Annotated in this window: 18 protein-coding genes and 1 riboswitch; of the genes, 7 read left to right on the forward strand and 11 right to left on the reverse strand. The window is 39.5% G+C overall.

Features of this window, described 5'->3' with window-relative positions:
- The first annotated feature begins 34 nt into the window (after nt 1–34).
- The 4 genes from AC5YCE_RS01805 (at nt 35) to AC5YCE_RS01820 (ending at nt 5,463) form a co-directional block, all read left to right on the forward strand.
- The gene (locus AC5YCE_RS01805; protein ID WP_496124386.1) at nt 35–1,405 is read left to right on the forward strand and encodes a uracil-xanthine permease family protein; all 1,371 of its coding nucleotides are present in this window, start codon (nt 35–37) and stop codon (nt 1,403–1,405) included.
- Between the two features lie 63 nt (nt 1,406–1,468).
- The gene (locus AC5YCE_RS01810) at nt 1,469–2,494 is read left to right on the forward strand and encodes a methyltransferase (RefSeq protein WP_496170722.1); all 1,026 of its coding nucleotides are present in this window, start codon (nt 1,469–1,471) and stop codon (nt 2,492–2,494) included.
- 9 nt (nt 2,495–2,503) lie between these two features.
- Entirely contained in the window at nt 2,504–3,970 is a 1,467-nt protein-coding gene (locus tag AC5YCE_RS01815) for an amino acid permease (RefSeq protein ID WP_496170724.1), read from the forward strand.
- A gap of 287 nt (nt 3,971–4,257) precedes the next feature.
- Complete coding sequence (locus tag AC5YCE_RS01820) at nt 4,258–5,463, forward strand: RtcB family protein (RefSeq protein WP_496170726.1); 1,206 nt, start codon at nt 4,258–4,260, stop codon at nt 5,461–5,463.
- A gap of 70 nt (nt 5,464–5,533) precedes the next feature.
- On the opposite strand, the gene AC5YCE_RS01825 is transcribed toward AC5YCE_RS01820, so the two are convergent.
- Nucleotides 5,534–5,995: an OmpA family protein gene (locus AC5YCE_RS01825; RefSeq protein WP_496124383.1), complete on the reverse strand. Its 462-nt coding sequence runs from the start codon at nt 5,993–5,995 to the stop codon at nt 5,534–5,536.
- 167 nt (nt 5,996–6,162) lie between these two features.
- Nucleotides 6,163–7,197 carry an outer membrane protein Omp38 gene (gene omp38, locus AC5YCE_RS01830; RefSeq protein ID WP_496170728.1) on the reverse strand — a complete coding sequence of 345 codons (1,035 nt, stop codon included), beginning with the start codon at nt 7,195–7,197 and terminating at the stop codon, nt 6,163–6,165.
- 373 nt (nt 7,198–7,570) lie between these two features.
- On the opposite strand from omp38, the gene AC5YCE_RS01835 reads away from it, so the two are divergent.
- A complete protein-coding gene (locus AC5YCE_RS01835) occupies nt 7,571–8,101 on the forward strand; it encodes a GspH/FimT family pseudopilin (protein ID WP_496170730.1) in 531 nt (176 codons plus the stop codon).
- A 125-nt stretch (nt 8,102–8,226) separates the two neighbouring features.
- A complete protein-coding gene (locus AC5YCE_RS01840; protein WP_496170732.1) occupies nt 8,227–9,402 on the forward strand; it encodes a thiolase family protein in 1,176 nt (391 codons plus the stop codon).
- A 512-nt stretch (nt 9,403–9,914) separates the two neighbouring features.
- Here AC5YCE_RS01840 and AC5YCE_RS01845 read toward each other — a convergent pair.
- The 9 genes from AC5YCE_RS01845 to AC5YCE_RS01885 form a co-directional block, all read right to left on the reverse strand.
- Complete coding sequence (locus tag AC5YCE_RS01845) at nt 9,915–10,268, reverse strand: DMT family transporter (protein WP_496170734.1); 354 nt, start codon at nt 10,266–10,268, stop codon at nt 9,915–9,917.
- Between the two features lie 162 nt (nt 10,269–10,430).
- Nucleotides 10,431–11,417 (reverse strand): diaminopimelate dehydrogenase, encoded by a 987-nt coding sequence (locus AC5YCE_RS01850; RefSeq protein WP_496124378.1) that lies wholly within the window; start codon nt 11,415–11,417, stop codon nt 10,431–10,433.
- A gap of 194 nt (nt 11,418–11,611) precedes the next feature.
- On the reverse strand, nt 11,612–12,097 hold the full coding sequence (locus AC5YCE_RS01855) for a DUF934 domain-containing protein (protein ID WP_496170736.1): 486 nt from the start codon (nt 12,095–12,097) through the stop codon (nt 11,612–11,614).
- Complete coding sequence (locus AC5YCE_RS01860) at nt 12,090–13,733, reverse strand: nitrite/sulfite reductase (RefSeq protein ID WP_496170738.1); 1,644 nt, start codon at nt 13,731–13,733, stop codon at nt 12,090–12,092. The genes AC5YCE_RS01855 and AC5YCE_RS01860 overlap by 8 nt, the downstream gene beginning before the upstream one ends.
- 191 nt (nt 13,734–13,924) lie before the next feature.
- Nucleotides 13,925–14,479 carry a GNAT family N-acetyltransferase gene (locus AC5YCE_RS01865; RefSeq protein ID WP_496170740.1) on the reverse strand — a complete coding sequence of 185 codons (555 nt, stop codon included), beginning with the start codon at nt 14,477–14,479 and terminating at the stop codon, nt 13,925–13,927.
- 55 nt (nt 14,480–14,534) lie between these two features.
- Nucleotides 14,535–15,044, reverse strand: a complete 510-nt coding sequence (locus AC5YCE_RS01870) for a DUF1543 domain-containing protein (protein ID WP_496124374.1) — start codon at nt 15,042–15,044, stop codon at nt 14,535–14,537.
- Nucleotides 15,045–15,072: 28 nt separating this feature from the next.
- The gene (locus AC5YCE_RS01875) at nt 15,073–15,798 is read right to left on the reverse strand and encodes a CPBP family intramembrane glutamic endopeptidase (protein ID WP_496170742.1); all 726 of its coding nucleotides are present in this window, start codon (nt 15,796–15,798) and stop codon (nt 15,073–15,075) included.
- 147 nt (nt 15,799–15,945) lie between these two features.
- Nucleotides 15,946–17,187 carry a tryptophan synthase subunit beta gene (gene trpB / locus AC5YCE_RS01880; RefSeq protein ID WP_496170744.1) on the reverse strand — a complete coding sequence of 414 codons (1,242 nt, stop codon included), beginning with the start codon at nt 17,185–17,187 and terminating at the stop codon, nt 15,946–15,948.
- A complete protein-coding gene (locus AC5YCE_RS01885; RefSeq protein ID WP_496124371.1) occupies nt 17,162–17,812 on the reverse strand; it encodes a phosphoribosylanthranilate isomerase in 651 nt (216 codons plus the stop codon). The genes trpB and AC5YCE_RS01885 overlap by 26 nt, the downstream gene beginning before the upstream one ends.
- A gap of 154 nt (nt 17,813–17,966) precedes the next feature.
- A riboswitch (cobalamin riboswitch) is annotated at nt 17,967–18,203 on the forward strand.
- 37 nt (nt 18,204–18,240) lie between these two features.
- On the opposite strand from AC5YCE_RS01885, the gene AC5YCE_RS01890 reads away from it, so the two are divergent.
- Nucleotides 18,241–20,088, forward strand: a complete 1,848-nt coding sequence (locus tag AC5YCE_RS01890) for a TonB-dependent receptor plug domain-containing protein (RefSeq protein WP_496170746.1) — start codon at nt 18,241–18,243, stop codon at nt 20,086–20,088.
- Nucleotide 20,089: the final 1 nt, after the last annotated feature.

A 20,089-nucleotide genomic window follows, 5' to 3' on the forward strand; every position in this document is an offset into this window, starting at 1 on the left:
GAATAGCGCCATCCTGCCAATCCACTGATGATTCATGTCTGATTTAAACACGTCTCCAGAGCAAAAAGATCAGTTAGATCTGGTCTATGGTCTAAATGATCGCCCGAAACCTTTTGTTGCATTTTTAGCCGCATTTCAACACTTACTTGCCATTATCGTCCCTATTGTTACCCCTGGCCTACTGATTTGTTTGGCACTCGGTGTATCAAAAGAAGACACCAACATGATTCTTTCAATGTCATTGGTGATCTCAGGGATTGCAACTTTTCTACAATGTAAACGTGTCGGTCCTTTTGGGGCAGGCCTACTCATTGTACAAGGAACGAGTTTCAACTTTATTGGCCCAATTATTGGTATTGGTTCAGCCATGGTTGCAGCAGGCACGCCTGTTGAATCTGTGATGGCTGCGATTTTCGGTGTAGTCATTGCAGGCTCATTTATTGAAATGGGTGTATCGCAAATTCTTCCTTGGATCAAAAAACTCATTACCCCACTGGTTACAGGTATTGTTGTTTTACTGATTGGCTTAACTTTAATTAAAGTCGGTTTAACCAGTATGGGTGGCGGTTATGGTGCGATGAAGGATGGTACGTTTGCGAATGCAGACAACCTCATCATGTCATGTACGGTATTGGCTTTAATTATTATTTTAAATCGCTTCAAAATCGTGTGGATTAAGAGTTCAGCGATTCTGATTGCATTAATAGTCGGTTATGCACTCGCTGGTGTTATGGGATACCTAGATTTCTCTAGCTTAAAAGATGCTCCCCTGATTCAAATCCCAAGTCCGATGCACTTTGGTTTAGATTTCTCTTGGAGCTTATTTATTCCAATGGCATTTATCTACCTGGTGACTTCGCTAGAAGCCATCGGTGATGTGACTGCAACCTCTAAACTCTCCAATGAACCTGTTGACGGTCCAAAGTGGATGCAACGAATCAAAGGTGGTGTATTGGTAAACGGTGCGAACTCATTGCTCGCAGGGCTTTTTAATACGTTTCCAAGTTCTGTATTTGCACAAAACAACGGGGTGATTCAACTTACAGGGATCGCAAGTCGTTATGTCGGTATTTGGGTTGCAGCTCTTTTAGTGATTCTCGGTTTACTTCCTGCGGTCGCTGCTGTCATTCAAGCTGTACCACAAGCTGTACTTGGCGGTGCTGTGATGGTGATGTTTGGCGCAGTCGCTGCATCAGGAATTAACATCCTCTCTGGCGTTAATCTTGACCGCCGTGCTTTGCTCATTATTGCTATTTCTCTAGGTTTAGGCTTAGGTGTTGCTCAAGTTCCTGATATTTTGGCACATATGCCTGAATTGTTCCGTAACATCTTTAGTTCTGGTGTTGCGACAGGTGGTATTGCAGCATTGTTACTCAATATTATTCTTCCAGAGACGAAGAAATAATTTCATTTCAGTTTTAACATTGCCCAGCATTGTCTGGGCAATTTTGTTATATAGAGAGACAAAATGGATCCAAGAAGTGAAGTTGTCATTCGACAACACGAATATCTTTCTGGTCGAGTATTATTGGTGAATGCACCTACAGATGATTTAGTTTCGAATTTAGACAAAGACATCGAACCGATCTTCTGGACGTGGAATTTCAACGAATACCAGTTTTTTCAAAATCAACAAGCCAATGTTCATTTTGGTGTCGACTTACCTGAGCAAGGATTTGATCAAGCGATTATTTTTGTCCCCAAGTCTAAAGAATTATTGAATTATGTTTTACACAATGTCATCAGTCGCTTAGCTGCGGGTGCATTTATATTTTTAGTTGGTGAGAAAAAAGGTGGAGTTGAGCGTGCAGCCAAACAACTACAACCTTATGGTCCTGCACTAAAATTAGACAGCGCACGCCATTGTCAAATGTGGCAGATGACCATTGAAAAAACTGTGACTGCTAAAACGCTTGAAGAATGGGCAATGCAATACACCGTCACTACGCCAAATGGTGAACTGACCATTTGTGCCCTGCCTGGCGTGTTTAGCCAGAAGAGTCTAGATGTGGGTACAGCAGTTCTACTTCCTTATTTATCTCAAGTGACTGCGGGTAAAATTGCTGATTTTGGTTGTGGTGCAGGTGTGATTAGTGCTTATCTTGCCAAGATTAATCCGGAAAATCGTATTTTTGCGATGGATGTCGATGCATTTGCACTCGCTTCAACGCGTATGACATTTGATAAAAATAACCTTTTACCAGAACGACTTGAGATTAAAGCAGTGACTGGTATTGAAGACGCACCTCTATTTTTACACGCAATCGTCAGCAATCCCCCATTCCATCAAGGGATCAAGACAGATTACAATGCCAGTGAAAATTTATGTAAAACCGCGCGCCGCCATTTAAAATCAGGTGGTGAACTCTGGTTAGTTGCAAATCGCTTTTTAAATTATCCGATTTTGATCGAACAAAATTTTGGTCAATGTACAATTAAAGCTGATCAACAAGGCTTTAAAGTGTTATTCGCGAACACGCAAAAAAAATCATAAGGAACTTCAATGAGCGAAAACGTTCAAACACAGCAGCTTAAGCGAAAGCTTGGTGCACGCCATCTGAATATGATCGCCATTGGTGGTTCGATCGGTACAGGTTTATTCCTTGCATCTGGTGCAACCATTGCCAATGCAGGGCCAGGTGGTGCTTTACTGGCTTATGCTCTTATCGGTGTCATGATTTATTTCTTGATGACCAGCCTAGGTGAATTAGCAACGCATAATCCAACCTCAGGTGCATTCTTTACCTATGGTACAAAATACGTATCAAATGGTTTTGGTTTTGCGCTTGGTTGGAACTATTGGTATAACTGGGCAATTACCGTTGCATTTGAATTGGTTGCTGTACAGTTCATCATGAAATTTTGGTTTCCTGACATTCCTGGCTTTTATTGGAGTGCAATATTTCTGGCAGTCGTTTTTGGGATTAATGCTTTAACTGTAAAAGGTTTTGGTGAGAGCGAATTTTTCTTCTCGCTGATTAAAGTCCTTGCCATCATCTTATTCATTATCATCGGCATAATCATGATTGTTAAAATTATGATGACACCTGAAGTGGCCACTTTTGCAAACTGGACGAAGGGTGAAGCACCTTTTGTTGGTGGACTATCAGCGCTCATTGGTGTTGCGATGATTGCAGGATTCTCGTTCCAAGGAACCGAGATGGTGGGTGTCGCGGCTGGTGAATCTAAAGATCCGAAGAAAACCATTCCAATTGCCATCAAGCAAATCTTTTGGCGCATCCTATTGTTCTATATCGTATGTATCTTTATTATCGGCACATTGATTGCTTATGACGATCCACGCCTTTTGCAAGCAGCATCTGATGAAAATATTGCCCTATCACCGTTTACCCTTCTCTATGAACAAGCTGGCTTTGCATTTGCTGCAAGTGTAATGAACGCTGTAATCTTGACTGCGATATTATCTGCTGGTAACTCAGGCATGTACTCATCCACACGTATGTTATTTGACATGGCTCGAAATGGTAGTGCACCTAAAGTATTCTCTAAGTTAGATACACGCGGTGTTCCAATGAATGCCTTGTATGCAACAACAGCAATTGCAGCACTGTGCTTCTTGACGACGTTCATCGGTGAGGAGCAAGTCTTTAACTGGCTTCTTAATATGTCTGGTATGTGTGGCTTTATTGTGTGGCTTGGTATTGCGATTTCACATTATCGCTTCCGTAAAGGTTACTTAGCTCAAGGCTACAAACTTGAAGATCTCGCTTATCGTGCTAAATTCTTCCCATTTGCCCCATGGTTTGCATTTATTCTGTGTGCCATTGTGGTCTTAGGTCAGAACTATCAAGCTGTATTAAAAGGTGAATGGTTAGCTGTGCTTTCAACCTATATTGGTATTTTCTTATTCTTTGCAATCTGGATCGGTTACAAATTAAAAAGAAAATCTAAACTGGTCAAATACGAAGAAATGGATGTCCTACCCTTAAGTATCGGAAAAGATGATTAACTCATAAAAAACAGCCTTCGGGCTGTTTCTTATTTGACTTTTTATTTTTTGCCGATAATATAGCCAATCACGAAGCAACTTGCTTAGTGAATTTTAAAATATAGAGAGGAGAACGTCATGTACATACTGGAAAATAATTCTTAAAACGATCAGCCGACGTCTACTCACGGACACTGCCTGATCAAAGGTGTCCGAATGCAAAAATATAACCTAGCGCATTCGCTAGGTTTTTTGTATCTAAAATTTATACATGGACATGTAATTCATTACCAATCAAGAGAAATCTTATGGGCATAAAAAAAATTTTGAACGCTAAAGCAGAATATGGCGTTCCAGTAAAAATATATACCGATGACATTGACCAAGAAAGTTTAAATCAACTGAATAAAATGTCTCAACTTGAATTTATCCATTCACATATCGCAGTCATGCCAGATGTACATGTCGGAAAAGGTGCAACAGTAGGCAGTGTCATTCCGACCAAAAATGCAATCATTCCTGCAGCAGTTGGGGTTGATATTGGATGTGGTATGAATGCTTTACGCTTAAGCTTAAAAGCCTCGCAATTGCCTGATCAACTCAGTGCATTGAGGAATGCAATTGAGCGTAAAGTCCCCGTCGGTTTTGAAATGCATAAGCAAGTCAAGGCCAAAGCATCCACCTTATCACCTTTAGAGAAGCGATTAAAAACCATTACAGATAAACATCCTGGTCTAAAACGCATGCTACGGAGTTTCGATACCACATGGCATAAACAATTAGGCACACTCGGCGGTGGCAATCATTTTATTGAACTATGTTTGGATGAAAATCAAGATGTTTGGATTATGCTCCATTCAGGAAGTCGTGGTTTAGGCAATGTCATTGGAACCTACTTTATCGAACGTGCCAAAAAAGAAGCTCAACATCGCTTCGGACATGTTCCTGATAAGGACCTAAGCTATTTTGCTGAAGGCTCCTCTAGCTTTGATGACTATGTGGAAGCCGTCGAATGGGCACAAGAATACGCATATGAAAATAGACGAGAAATAATGCGTTTAATTTTAGAAGCAATTCGCCCCTTATTACCTAGCTTCCAAATGACCAAAGAAGCGATCAATTGTCATCATAATTATGTGCAAAAAGAGTTTCACTATGGTGAAGACGTTTTTGTCACACGTAAAGGTGCGATTCGTGCAGGGCTTGATGAATATGGCATTATACCTGGCTCAATGGGCGCAGCCTCATTTATTGTCAAAGGGAAAGGCAATCCCGAATCCTTCTGCTCATGTTCGCATGGTGCAGGGCGTAAAATGAGTCGGAGTAAAGCAAAACTACTCTTTAATCAACAAGACTTAATTACTCAAACGGAAGGCGTCGAATGTCGTAAGGATAAAGGTGTTGTGGATGAAATTCCGAGTGCTTATAAAGACATCCATGAAGTGATAGCATGTCAAAATGATTTAATCGAAGTTGTTCACACCTTAAAACAAGTATTGTGTATCAAGGGTTAACACTGCAAAAAACACAGGATAAAAAACCATAACTTAAAGTTATGGTTTTTTATAAATTACTTTTAATTATTTATTGAATTTTTAAAGTCGCACTCACTCGGCGGTTATTTGCACGGCCTTCAGGAGTTGCATTTGTATCAATTGGCTTAGAAGAACCAACACCAAATGCTTTCACCTGATTAGGGTTAACACCATGATTCATGATCAATGTATTACGGATTGAATTGGCACGCTCTAATGAAACACGACGATTCGTCGAAACTTTACCACTGCTATCCGTATGACCTTCCAATTCAAGTACAAAATTTTGATTCTGTGCCAAACTTTTTGCTGCCGTGATCAAATAAATTTGATATTTGGATTCAATTTCACTTGAGTTGGTATCAAAATAAATAGATACGCCATTCTTCAGTTCATTGAGTATTTTTTGTGAAGCGACTTCTTGAGTTTGAATAGTATCATTAACTTTCGTCGTTGAACAACCAACCAATAAACCACTACTAACTATTGCTATTAAAATTAATTTTTGCATTTTTATCATAGGATAGACCCTTATTGTTTAAATTTTTTAAATTCAATTTTAATGGTTTAAATTAGAATAACTCATTTTATATAAATATCCCAGTAGCTAAACCCTCTACTTTTATTAAAAAAAAACGACTCCGAAGAGTCGTTTTTTATCAAGAAAAAGATCTCAAATTATTGAGCTGTTACAGTACGGCTACCAGAAATAGTCGCGAATACACGACGGTTCATAGCACGACCTTCTTTAGTTTTGTTGTCAGCAATCGGTTGATCCCAAGCAAAACCTTGAGTAGACAAACGAGCAGCATCAACGTTGTATTCGCTTACAAGTGCAGACTTAACAGAGTTAGCACGAGCTAAAGATAAACGTTCGTTCAACGCACGTGGACCAGTGTTATCTGTATGACCTTCAATACGAGCAGTCGCATTCGGGTATTCAGATAATTTTTCAGCTACTTTAGCGATTTCTGGTTTGTATTGATCTTTGATGTTTGATTTGTTTGTATCAAAGAACACACGTAATTCCATGTTCAAGTCTTCAACAAGTTGTTGAACAGGTGGTTGAACAGGAGCTGGAGCTGGTTCTACTGGAGCAACTTCTACTACATTAGCAGCAGGTTTCAAGTGACCACCAAGAACTACGTTAAGACCAGCTAAAGCTGTGTAGTTCCAGAAATCTTCATCGATGTTGTAAGTAGCACGAGCTTCAGTACGTAGAGACAAAGCATCGTTTAAGCGCCAAAAAGCACCTACACCTGCATTACCTAAAGTACCTTCGTCATCTTTAAGATCACCGAAAGAGCCATCATATTCGTATTTATAGTGACCAGCACCTAATAATACATATGGCTTAACTTTGCTGTCATAGTTTTTAGTGATCAAATCAGAAGTAGCGTAGAAGTTACCATTGATTTGAGTTTGCTTGTATTCACCAAAGTTAGCAGTATCAGTCTCAATATCACCTTTAACTTGGTTATATTCAGCTTCGAAACCTAACCATGGAGTTAATTCGATACCAAGCGCAGCACCAACGAATAAATCGTCTTGAAGTTCAGCAGCCTCGCCATAAAGATGATCTTCATAGCTATTATTATGCGCAGTGTCTTGGAACGTGTAACCAACCATTAACGGTGTAACAGTTACGCCAGCGTTTGCAGCAGCTAAAGGTGCAGCAACAAGCATAGCAAGTGCGATACGACTCAATTTCATGGATATCCTCCAGAGATAACAATTGTTTTTCAAGCTCAGCCTAAAATTGTATGGCTTCCTGAGATAGGCTTTTTTATACCCCAGTATTTTTTTTAAGCTACTCACGTTGAATCATACAAACACTTGAAGACAATTCCAAGTGCTTGATTACTTTAATCAAGTAAATTATTGACAAAATTACTTACAATTTCCGTTGTAATTCGGTAATTTTTTACTCAATTTGACCTTGAGAATAACTTATCTTTCCATTCTCAGTATTTTAACAGCATTAAGAAATGATAGTAATCATTTTTTATAATGTTGGCTTTAAACCTTTTAAATTTATCAAAAATTTTAAAAATCAGACAATTAATAAACAGAAGAAGTATAACCAATGTATCTAATTTGTAAAGAAAATGCTTTCACACTGATTGAACTTGTTGTAACTATTGCTGTTTTAGCCATTATTATCAGTATTGCCCTACCCTCATACCATACATTTATGGAGCGTCAAGAGCACAATCAGTTAATCTCTTTGATTCGTAACGTTACACAATTATCCAAAAATCTAGCGGTAACACAGCATCAGCAAATTGTCATTTGTTCTTCAGAGAACTTGAACAGTTGTGCTGATAACCAATGGGATAAAGGAATCCTTATTTTTACAGATCAAAACAATAATAAGATATTCGATACAAATGAAATGATTCATCAAAAACTTAAAACCAACTTCAAGTATGGCAATCTTAAATGGGTTGGCGGTGCTGTAAATGTAAAGACTATAACATTTATGGGAGATACTGGACTACCTCGTGGATCTCAAGGCAGTTTTCATTATTGCAGTTTAAAAACAACTCAAAACAATACTCGCTATGTGGTCAACCAAATGGGACATGTGAGAACTGAGCCCAGTAATAAATGTTGATTAACGTACAATACTAATTAGTCAAAAATACCTAGTGATGCTTCACTCTTCCTAAATTTTCAATATACTGCTTAAGTTATAAAGTTTTGAATACAACATGCAAATACAATAATGGAAGTACAACAATGACTGAAATCGTAATCGTAAATGGCGCTCGTACAGCAATGGGTGGCTTTCAGGGTAGCTTATCTGGACTTACAGCACCTGAGCTTGGTGCAGTAACCATTAAAGAGGCTGTTGCTCGCGCTGGTTTACAACCCACAGACATCGAAGAAGTGATTATGGGCTGTGTACTTCCAGCAGGTTTAAAACAAGGTCCTGCTCGTCAAGCCATGCGTCAAGCAGGCTTACCTGATACTACCGGTGCGGTGACCATTAACAAATTATGTGGTTCGGGCATGAAAGCTGTCATGCAAGCTGCCGATATGATCAAAGCAGGTTCGGCAAACTTTGTCGTTGCTGGTGGCATGGAATCTATGACCAATGCACCTTATGTATTGCCTAAGGCACGTGGTGGTTTCCGCATGGGACATGGTGAGATTAAAGATCATATGTTCCTAGACGGTTTAGAAGATGCTGAAACAGGTCGCCTAATGGGTTCATTTGCACAAGATATGGCGAATACCAAAGGCTACACACGCGAACAGATGGATGCTTTTGCAATCCGTTCTTTAGAGCGTGCTAAAACGGCAATTAATGAAGGTTATTTTGCTGATGAAATCGTTGCTGTGACCGTTTCATCTCGTAAGGGTGATGTTGTTGTAGATAAAGATGAACAACCTTTTAATGCCAATATCGATAAAATTCCAAGCTTGCGCCCTGCTTTCGCTAAGGATGGTACCATTACTGCTGCTAATGCGAGTTCAATTTCTGATGGTGCATCTGCTCTAGTTTTAACATCAGCAGAACAAGCGAAAACTAAAGGTTTAGCTCCTCTTGCTAAGATTGTTGCTTACGCATCAAACTCACAGCATCCATCTGAATTTACCATTGCACCTGTCGGTGCAATTCAAAAAGTCTTAGATAAGTCTGGTTGGAAAGTTGAAGATGTCGATCTTTGGGAAATCAATGAAGCTTTCGCCATGGTCACCATGTGTCCGATGGATGAATTTGGTCTAGATGCTGAGAAAGTCAATATCAACGGTGGTGCTTGTGCTTTGGGTCACCCAGTGGGCTCAACAGGTTCGCGTATTATTTTAACCTTGATTCATGCCTTAAAACGTACTGGCGGTACAAAAGGGATTGCCGCGCTGTGTATCGGTGGTGGTGAAGCAACTGCTGTGGCGATTGAAATTATATAATTTGAAGGCTGTTTAGAAAATTAAGTTATAAAGTCATGCCCTATGAAAAGCCTTCCGGTCTTGGAAGGCTTTTTAAATTCTAACTTCTTAAAAAACCACATTGAATTTATTCAGCTATCTTTTCATTAAAATTTGTAGACACAATTGTTAAATTAGCCCAGCTATAGTAATAAAATAGCTCAATCATTATTTTAATCTTTAAGGCAAAGGAAGTTACATTTAAAGTTCATCAAAAAGTTTTGATAAAGCATTGGGCATCTGGTCTCTTTATGCCGATATCTCACTACAGGTAGATATCCTAGATTCAAGCAAACAATTATTATATTTCTATTAAATTCAACCAAAATGAGCAATCAGCAGCTTATAGAATATTTACCGTCTTGTCTCAAAATAGACCAATTGAAATGCGTTTTAAAAACCTTTTGGAATGTAATCAATGGTTTTTTTAGAGATCAATTTGGCATTCAATGGATGCTCGATTGTCAGCTTGAATAAGTCGAAATTGATTTAATCTAAACATCGATATTTGAAAATTGAGCAATAATAATCAGCCCGATGGTGATAAATCCAATACCAATCCACCCTGCAATATCAATATTTTGTCCAAGAAAAGCTTTCGCTAAAAATGCTGTCGCAATCACACCGATACCCGACCATAGAACATAAAGAATACCCGCCTGCATAAACTTTAAGGCATAGGCTGCACAGGCAAAAGAAACAATATAAAGGATCAACGCAATGCCTTGATCAGCCTTGTTCACTAGACCATGACCCTTCGCCGAATAAAAGGTAGAAAGCACATCGGTTGCTATTGCGATCATTAACCAAATGATTCCTGGATTTATTTTTTCCATTAATAAAGACATGGTTATTTTCATTGTGACAATCGTGGGTGAAGTTTAGCCTGAGTTGCTTTGATTCACTAGCGATCAGTTCCTTCAGATCAATGAATAAGACATAAAAAAGGCGAATGGATGATTCGCCTTTTTTAATAACTTATAATGTTTAATGTTCAAATCACTAGAGGCTTAGAGAAGCTCTTTACGAAGTTGTTCTGGTGATTTCATGGACAATAAACCTGGTGCAACATCAAATGCTGTCTTAGCACCGTATTGACCCATTTGGTTCATACGATGACAAGCACGTGCATAAGCCACTAGAACACTTGCGGTAAATTCAGGGTTGCTATCAAGCTTCAATGAAAACTCAACAACTTGATTGTGCTCAGCACTGCTATTACCACTACGAATCACGAAACCGCCATGAGGCATGCTGTTGTGTTCTTTAGCAAGCGTTTCTTCATCAATAAAGTTCACGGTTGTATTGTAGTCAGCAAAGTAGTCAGGCATGGTGACGATGGCTTGTTCAACGGCTTTCGCATCAGCACCCTCTGCAAGTACGACATAACATTCACGTGTATGCTTATCTTTTGTGCTTAATTGTGGGCGAGAACCGCTACGTACTTTTTCAATTGCATCAGTTGATGGAATGGTATATTGAACGCCTGCTTTGACGCCATCTACACGACGAATCGCATCTGAGTGACCCTGACTCAAACCTTTACCCCAGAATGTGTAAGTTTCACCATCTGGAAGAAGTGCTTCACCGAATAAACGGTTGATTGAGAACATACCAGGATCCCAACCAATCGAAATCATGGCTGTCTTCTTGTTTGCAAGTGCTGGTGCATTTACGGCATCAAAGAATTCAGGAATACGTGCATGCGTATCGAAGCTATCTACAGTATTAAATTGGCTTGCTAGTTCAGGTGTTTGCTTTGGCAAATCATCTTTAGAGCCGCCACATAAAATCAAAACATCAATTTTATCTTGGAACTCTGCAAGCGTATCCATATGAAATACAGAAGTCGTCGCAAAACAAGGGGAAACTGTTTCTGGTGCACGACGAGTAAAAATACCGATGAGCTGTAAATCTGGGTTTTTTTGGATAGACGTTTCAACGCCACGACCAAGGTTGCCGTAGCCGACAATACCAATACGAATCGAATTTTGCATAACCACTGTATCACTGAGTAAATTAAAGGGAATTGAAAGGTAATTCTATGTTGCACCAATAACGATCAACATTGCATTGCTTATATTACAACACATCACATTTATTTAAAGCGAATGAAATACATAGATGTAAATGCCAATTGAATACATTAAATAAAAAGCCTGCGTTCAGCAGGCTTTTTATTTTGATCAGTTTAAGCACCTGTTTGATAATTGGCTTTATCAACTGCGGTAGATGCCTGATATGGGTTAGTGAAATCGCCTAAACCCGCAGCAGCCTCAACAATATCTTTACCTTCTTTAATCACGAAAGTATCAAAACCTGCCCGCTTCATGTAGTTCAACACGTCTTTGAACACATCACCTGTTGCACGAAGTTCACCTTGATAACCTTGGCGACGAAGCAGCGCTGCAAATGAATAACCACGACCATCATTAAAACCTGCAAACTCAATAAAGATTGCATCTAGCTGATCTAATGGAAATTCGTTGGTTTCAGGAGAAGCATCAACCGTTAAGTACAATGCTTTTTTACCCGATACATTTGCAAGTTGATCTAACTGCTCTACTGTTAAAACAACATCACCTTGCGGCAACACACCATCTTCACCAATGATTTGGTAAGTGTTATCAGTTACAGTGCCGTCTTTTGCGAGCACTTGAAGTGCGGTATTAAGCATATGCACGCTCCTTAAACGGTTGAATACCAACACGACGATATGTTTCTACAAACTCTTCACCTTCTTGACGTAAATCAAGATAAGTATTCAAAATCTCTTCTACAACGTCAGGTATACGATCAGCCGCAAAAGATGGCCCTAAAATATCACCAATTGAAGCATCGTGATCTGCATTACCACCTAGTGTAATTTGGTAGAATTCTGCGCCTTTTTTATCGACACCTAAAATACCAATATTACCGACATGGTGATGACCACACGCGTTCATACAACCTGAGATGTTTAGATCTAATTTACCTAAGTTGTAAATGGTATCTAGATCATCAAAACGGCGTGAAATCGCTTCAGAAATTGGAATAGATTTCGCATTTGCCAATGAACAGAAATCCCCACCTGGACAGCAAATGATATCGGTAATAAAACCAATATGTGCGCGTGCCAAGTTATTTGCTTCAAGCGTTTGCCAGACTGCAAACAAATCTTTTTGTGGTACATCGACAAGCGAAATATTTTGTTCATGTGTGGTACGAAGTTCACCGAATGTGTATTGATCTGCAAGATCTGCAATCAAATTCATTTCTTCAGTGGTCATATCACCCGGTGCAATACCTGCACGTTTCAGTGAAATCGTCACAATACGATAGCCTTTAACTTTGTGTGCATTGGTGTTGATATTAAACCATTGTTTGAATTTAGGATGAGCAGCAAACAATTCTGTAAAGTCTTCATCTGCATAATCTTGATAATTAAACGGCGTAAATTCTTCGTCTAATTTCTTCAGCGTCTCTGCATCAATTTTCAAAGTCTGAATCGTATGTGCAAATTCAGCTTCAACTTTTTCAGCAAATACCGCAGGCGTTAACGCCTTAACAAGAATTTTGATACGTGCTTTATATTTGTTATCACGGCGACCATGTAAGTTATATACACGTAGTACCGCTTCTAAATACGCAATGAGGTCTTCGCGTGGCAAGAAGTCACGAATGAAACTACCAATAATTGGGGTACGACCTAAGCCACCACCGACTTTGATTTTGTAGCCCATTTCGCCAGCTTCATTACGAACGATATAAACACCGATGTCGTGGAATGAAGTCGCAGCACGATCTGTTTCTTCAAGTGCAGACACTGCAATTTTGAACTTACGTGGTAGAAATGCGAACTCTGGGTGGAATGTAGACCACTGACGGATTAATTCACAGGTCGGACGTGGATCTGCAATTTCACCAGCAACTACACCTGCATATTGGTCCGTTGTTGTATTACGAATACAGTTCCCTGAGGTTTGAATGGCATGCATTTGAACCGTTGCAAGCTCTGCCAACATATCAGGTACATTTTCTAGCGCAGGCCAGTTAAACTGAATGTTTTGACGTGTCGAAACATGTGCATAACCACGGTCGTACTCTTTTGCCAAAGACGCAATTTTACGTAATTGGTTTGAATTCATTAGACCATAAGGGACAGCGACACGTAACATTGGTGCATAACGTTGTACGTATAAACCATTTTGTAGGCGTAGTGGACGGTATTCATCTTCCGTCAACTTACCTGCTAAATAACGTTCCGTTTGGTCACGGAACTGTGCAACACGTTCGTTGATCAACTGCTGATCAAAATCAGTATATAAATACATGGCGTACGGCTAGTAATTTCTATTATAAAGGCGAACAGAATAGCCTTAATTGATCTATCAAGAAAATGCGTTTTTTACATATTTAATAACTGTTTTATTGATAAGGCTTAGAAAGCATAATGTTTATTATCAGAATTTAGCTGTTATAAATTATAAATAAGTAGATATCTGTTTATATTATAAAAGATCAATTAGTACCAATAGCCAAGCAAGTCTAATTTTCCCCCATGATTCCATTTTTTCTCTCCAACTGACTTAACCATTAAACAGTCATCAATCCATTCAGTCTTGAGTCCGAATTGTTTATGTTGATCTACCGTTAACCAAGTGACTGTTTGAGAAGTAAGCAAAAAACCAAACTTTTCATAGAGTGCATATTGTTCTGTAGACAATAGAATAAAATCCACATTTTGATTAAAAGTTAGCAGCCATTTCTCTAAATACATTATGACTGCTCTTGCATAACCTTGTCCACGATAATGCGGCTGAATCGCCAGATCAATAAGACCTAAAACATAGATCGGCTGCTCATTTAAAGTCATAACGCGATAATCCAAGCCCAGTTGCCCAATCAACTCCTTATCACTTTTCAATAAAATCCTTATATGGGGTAATTGTTTAAAATAATGTTTGTTATCAAAATTTTCATCAGGAAAGCTTATTCGAAGGAGATTGATAATTTGGTTTTTAGATAATTGGTCTAGCTGAAGTTCAGGTATACACAGAATTTTGAAATCAATAGTCATTATATTTCTCTAATCAGTAGCGCTTTTAAATTTAATGCACTTACGAATATCAATTTTAAATACCCAAATAAGTATTTTCCCAATAGTTAGCTTCAAACTCACCTTCGACCAATTGCACATAACGTCCATGTACATGATCAATGGCAATACAATCATCGATATCGAGCACGCGATCAGTATGCTGTTTTTGCCAATGTTGAGCGAAATATGCTTTTCCTTTCTGTTTTGCCACCATGGCATTTTGAGCAAGCACTAGTACATAGCGGTGTAGCTCTCCAAATTCTTTAGCATCATAACCACCCAAATTAATCAAATATAATTTTTGTGATGCTTGATTCGGCTGAGCATCAGTAAATTGTAATTGATACTTCTGCCCCTCAAACTCTACGCCTTTGATTTGTGCCCATGCATCAATATGTAAACCCTTTTGCTCACCAAACCATGCATTTTTTAACTGCGGGTAAATGTCTTCCAAAGTATCACCCACTGCTAAAACTACATCATGAACTTCTGTATTGGCACGTGCATGACGCCCACCGAGCATGACAATGAACAAACTAGGCATAATATTTCTCTCCAATGAGCTTTCAATATTAGACAGCATTAACCTTTTGTAAAATTTCCAAAAGGATCAAAGCCCCTAACGATAATACGGCATTATTGACAAAGTGAATGAGGAGCACATGCCAAATATTACGTGTCCACAGGTAAATGATATTCAAAAAAAGCCCTGCTGCCATAAAACTGACTGTAGCGACCAAATTTCCATCAAAATTATGATAGTGAATCAACCCAAACAAAATCGAGTTCATCAAGACTAAAACCACACGCCAGAGCCACGGTTTGACAAATAATTTTTGTAGTAAGGTATAACGAAAAATAATATCTTCTAAAAGTGCAGTAAATAATGGCCCGAAACTGATCATGATTAGACTAATAAAAGCGATCTGACTCGAATCAAATTGATGGCCACTCTCTACTGATGTTGCAGTCGGTAGAAAACTTCGTGTCAGAGAAATGACGACTTGAAGCATTATTCCACCGATAACCACCAATAAGCTGGAGCGCCAAAATGCCTGTTTATATTTTTGCCAATGCTCAACCAACATCGTTTTATACAGCGTACAAACGATGATAAACAATATCCCTCTGAATACTGTATCTCCGATTGCTACATTCACGGAGTGACCAAAAATCTGCTCTAAGAAATATCCATTCAATAAAATCAGTGGAATAATGCATACGGCAAAAGTATCTCTGTATTGCCAATGAATTCGATTTGGAAATTGTTCTGCACGAACCAAATGGGTAAACGTCATTCTTATCAATTTAATCTGTTCTAAATGTGGGGTATTGTCCCGATAGTCTGTTGTTCTTTCTATATGGTTTTTGTGTGTATGATTTAGCCCATAAAAAAGCTCCACGAATGGAGCTTTTAAAAGACGACTCTAAATCTAAGCTTAGATTTACATATCAACCATTTCCACGCCATCAATACGTGCAACGGTCATTAAGTCTTTATCACCACGACCTGAAACTGTCGCAATAATGATCTGATCTTTAGACATCGTTGGCGCAAGTTTGGTTACATACGCCATTGCATGTGAACTTTCAAGCGCAGGAATAATTCCTTCGATATGGGTCAAATCACGGAAGCCTTGAAGTGCTTCGTTGTCATTGATTGGCACATATTCAACACGGTTCATGTCTTTTAAGAAACTATGCTCAGGTCCAACACCTGGATAATCCAAACCTGCTGAAATTGAATGTGTTTCAATGATTTGACCTTGGGCATCAGACATCAAATATGTACGGTTACCATGAAGCACACCGACATGACCTGCATTGAGTGGTGCTGAATGTTTACCACTTTCGATACCATGACCAGCGGCTTCAACACCATACATTTTAACGTCTTGGTCATTCAAGAACGGATAGAACAATCCCATTGCATTAGAACCACCACCGACACATGCAACGAGTGCATCAGGTAAACGCCCTGCTTGCTCTTGGATTTGTTTACGCGCTTCACGTCCAATAATCGATTGGAAATCACGTACCAATTGCGGATACGGATGTGGACCTGCAACAGTACCAATGACATAGTAGGTCGAATCAACATTGGTCACCCAGTCTCGCATGGCTTCGTTCATGGCATCTTTTAAAGTTTTTGAGCCACTTTCAACAGGTACAACGGTTGCACCCAGTAAGCGCATACGATATACGTTCATCGCTTGACGTTTCACGTCTTCTGCGCCCATGAATACAACGCATTCAAGACCGAGACGCGCTGCAATGGTTGCAGTCGCAACGCCGTGCTGACCTGCACCCGTTTCTGCAATAATACGTTTTTTACCTGAAAGTTTCGCCAAAAGTGCCTGACCAATCGTGTTATTCACTTTATGTGAACCCGTATGATTGAGATCTTCACGCTTTAAGTAAATTTGAGCACCACCGAGTTCTTTTGACCATCGTTCAGCATGATATAAAGGACTTGGACGACCTACATAGTAAGCCAAGTCACGGTCGAATTCTGCCAGAAACTGTTTGTCATCTTTCATGCGAAAATAGAGTTTTTCTAAATCCTCTAAAGCCGCCATAAGAGTCTCTGACACAAAACGTCCGCCATGAATACCGAAATGCCCGTTTTGATCTGGGAATTGGGTATAGTCAACTTGACTGTTATGACTTTGATTTTGCTGATCCACGATGGACTCCTTGCATAAATTTTTCAATGAGTTGTTGGTCTTTTATACCTTTTGCGGACTCTACGCCTCCGCTCACATCCACAGCAAAAGCCTGTGTTGTGTTAATAGCGTCTTCAATATTGTCAGGGTTTAATCCTCCTGCCAAAATAAGGGGAATATCCATTTTGGGGAACTGCGACCAGTCAAATGAATGACCTGTCCCACCTTTCAGTTCCGGGTGCCAAGCATCCAAAAGCATAGCACTTGCGCCCGCTTGTTGATATTGCTCAACTGCCTCAACAATATTTAAATCAGGTTTCACTTGAATGGCTTTGTACCAACGACGCCCTGTTGCTTTTGCAATTCGCTGACATTCTTCAGCAGATTCGTCGCCATGAAACTGTAAAATATCCAAAGGGACTTCTGCTAATGTCGCTTGAATGTGCTCCAATGATGCATTGACAAACAGTCCGACCAATTGAACATAAGCAGGGGCATGTTTGGAAAGCGTTTTTGCTTGTGCGATAGTCACGTTTCGAGGGCTTGGCGGAAAGAACACAAAGCCAATCGCATCCGCGCCTGCTTGAACAACCGACTGTACATCTTGAATACGTGTGATTCCACAGATTTTGGCACGAGTTCGCATATTTGATCACTCTGACCTAACTCAATATTAATGTGATTTATGTGGCGTCATAAATACTTAGCCATAGCATTGTAAAGCAATTTTTTTAACTTGAGTAAAGTTCATCCTGATTATTCTTCATGTTCATTGTTTATAAGGCATACAATCATTATACTGCCCGCATCTTGCAACAAGTCTAAGCTTCGCTTTAGGGAAATTGGTGAAAATCCAACACTGCCCCCGCAACGGTAAAATGAAAAACATTTCTCTTTAAATTTCTCACTCAATTCTGAGAGTTTACGCCACTGCATTGAAAAATGTGGGAAGGTGGAAATGTAAGTATTTAGGGTTCAATTGCTGAAAACTAATACCACATTTAAGTCCGGATACCTGCTTGTTGTGTTCTTTAACTCAATCATTCACGTGGGGTGAATGTATGGAGCGAAAACATGTTTTCTCTTTTTAAACCGACAACACTTGTGGGTGCTATCGCGATTGCGATGGGAATTTCTACTTCTTCCTTCGCAGAACAAAAAGTTGCTCAAACTAAGCTCAACACATTGGTTGTTACAGCTACTCGTTCTGAACAAGCGATTGAAAATATTCCTGCACGTATTTCTATTATTGATCAAAAAATCATTGAACAGTCTCCAATTGCTCAACTTGCAGATTTACTTCGCTCTGAAGCTGCATTAAATGTGGTGCAACTGGGCGGATTTGGACAACAAACCTCTATTTTTATGCGCGGAACGGATTCAGACCATACTTTAGTACTTAGAGACGGCGTAAGACTCAATAATGATGCGAGTGGTTTGGCTTCTCTCAGTTTTTTAGACACGACTGATCTCAAGCAAATTGAAGTGTTAAAAGGTCCTGCCTCTGTTCTATATGGAACGAATGCCATTGGTGGTGTTGTTCAAGTGATCACCAAGACGCCTGAAAAATCAGGTGCTTTTTTAACGGGTGAAATCGGTGAAAATAACACCTATAAAGCACTGATTGGCGCTGACCTTGTTGATAATGATGCTTATCTGCAAATCCGTGGGCAACGTTTAGAAAGTGATGGCACACCTATTACTGATCTTAAAACCGCGACAGAATCTGCTTATGATCAAAAAGGATTTTCAGCAAAATTCGGCATTGAAAAAGAAAATTATGGTCTAAGCCTTGATCACAATGAAAACCAAGGCAACTCGATATATGAAGCCTTTAGTTGGGTCACTTCAGACTACGAAATGAAATCTCATGACTTCAAAAATACGGTGACCAATCTTAAAGCTTACGCGCAGTTGAATAACAGCTTACGCGCTGATGCGCGCATATCACGTTTCAAAGACAAACTAGAACAGCTAAAGAGCTTTGAAAATACCACCTATACTGCTGATGAATATGAACTAATGTTGAAGCAACAACTGAATGCTCAACAACATTTAACCGTAGGTGCCACCCACAAGACTCTAGAAACTGATACCCAAAAAACAACGGGTTCATTTCATCAAGATTTAGATACCACAGGATATTATCTACAACATCAATATGAGTCTGACCGTGTAAATACTCAGCTCGGGATTCGTGTTGAAGATAATGAAAAATTTGGTTCACACACAGTCGGTCAAATGGGTTTACGTTATCAGTTCCAACCCAACTTTAGTGTTTACGCCAATGTAGGCACAGCCTTCAAAGCCCCCACTGTAAATGACTTATACTATGGCTCATCTGCTAATCCAAATTTAAAGCCTGAAGAAAGTCAGTCCTATGAAATCGGCTTTGATCACCAACTGAATGATCAATTCAAATATGGTGCGTCACTTTATCATACCGATATCGACCACTTGATTGATTATGCCGACACTGCACCTTGGGGATTGGATAATATTTCTAAAGCGCGCATGCAAGGGGCTGAAGCTTTGGCAAAATGGCAAATAGATGATTACTTCTTACAAGCTGGCTACCACTATATTAAAGCGACCAACGAGATCAAGGACACTGACTTACTTCGTCGCCCTCGCCAAACATTGACATTTACAATAGGCTTACAAAATGAAAGCTATGGCTTAAGTACATCATTAATTGCTAAATCGAAAGCGAAAGACTGGTCAACCAGTGAAACCACTTCAGGCTATGCCACGGTAGATCTACACGGTTATTGGAACATCAACCCGAATATTAAGCTGTTTAGTAACATCCAAAACGTAGGCGATGTGAAATACAAGGCTGCGTACGATGGTAGCTTTGACGGAGTTTATTACGTCAATGGTGGTCGACTTGCTTCAACAGGCGTGACATTTAAATACTAGT

It is taken from the genome of Acinetobacter sp. CY79 (assembly GCF_059515845.1).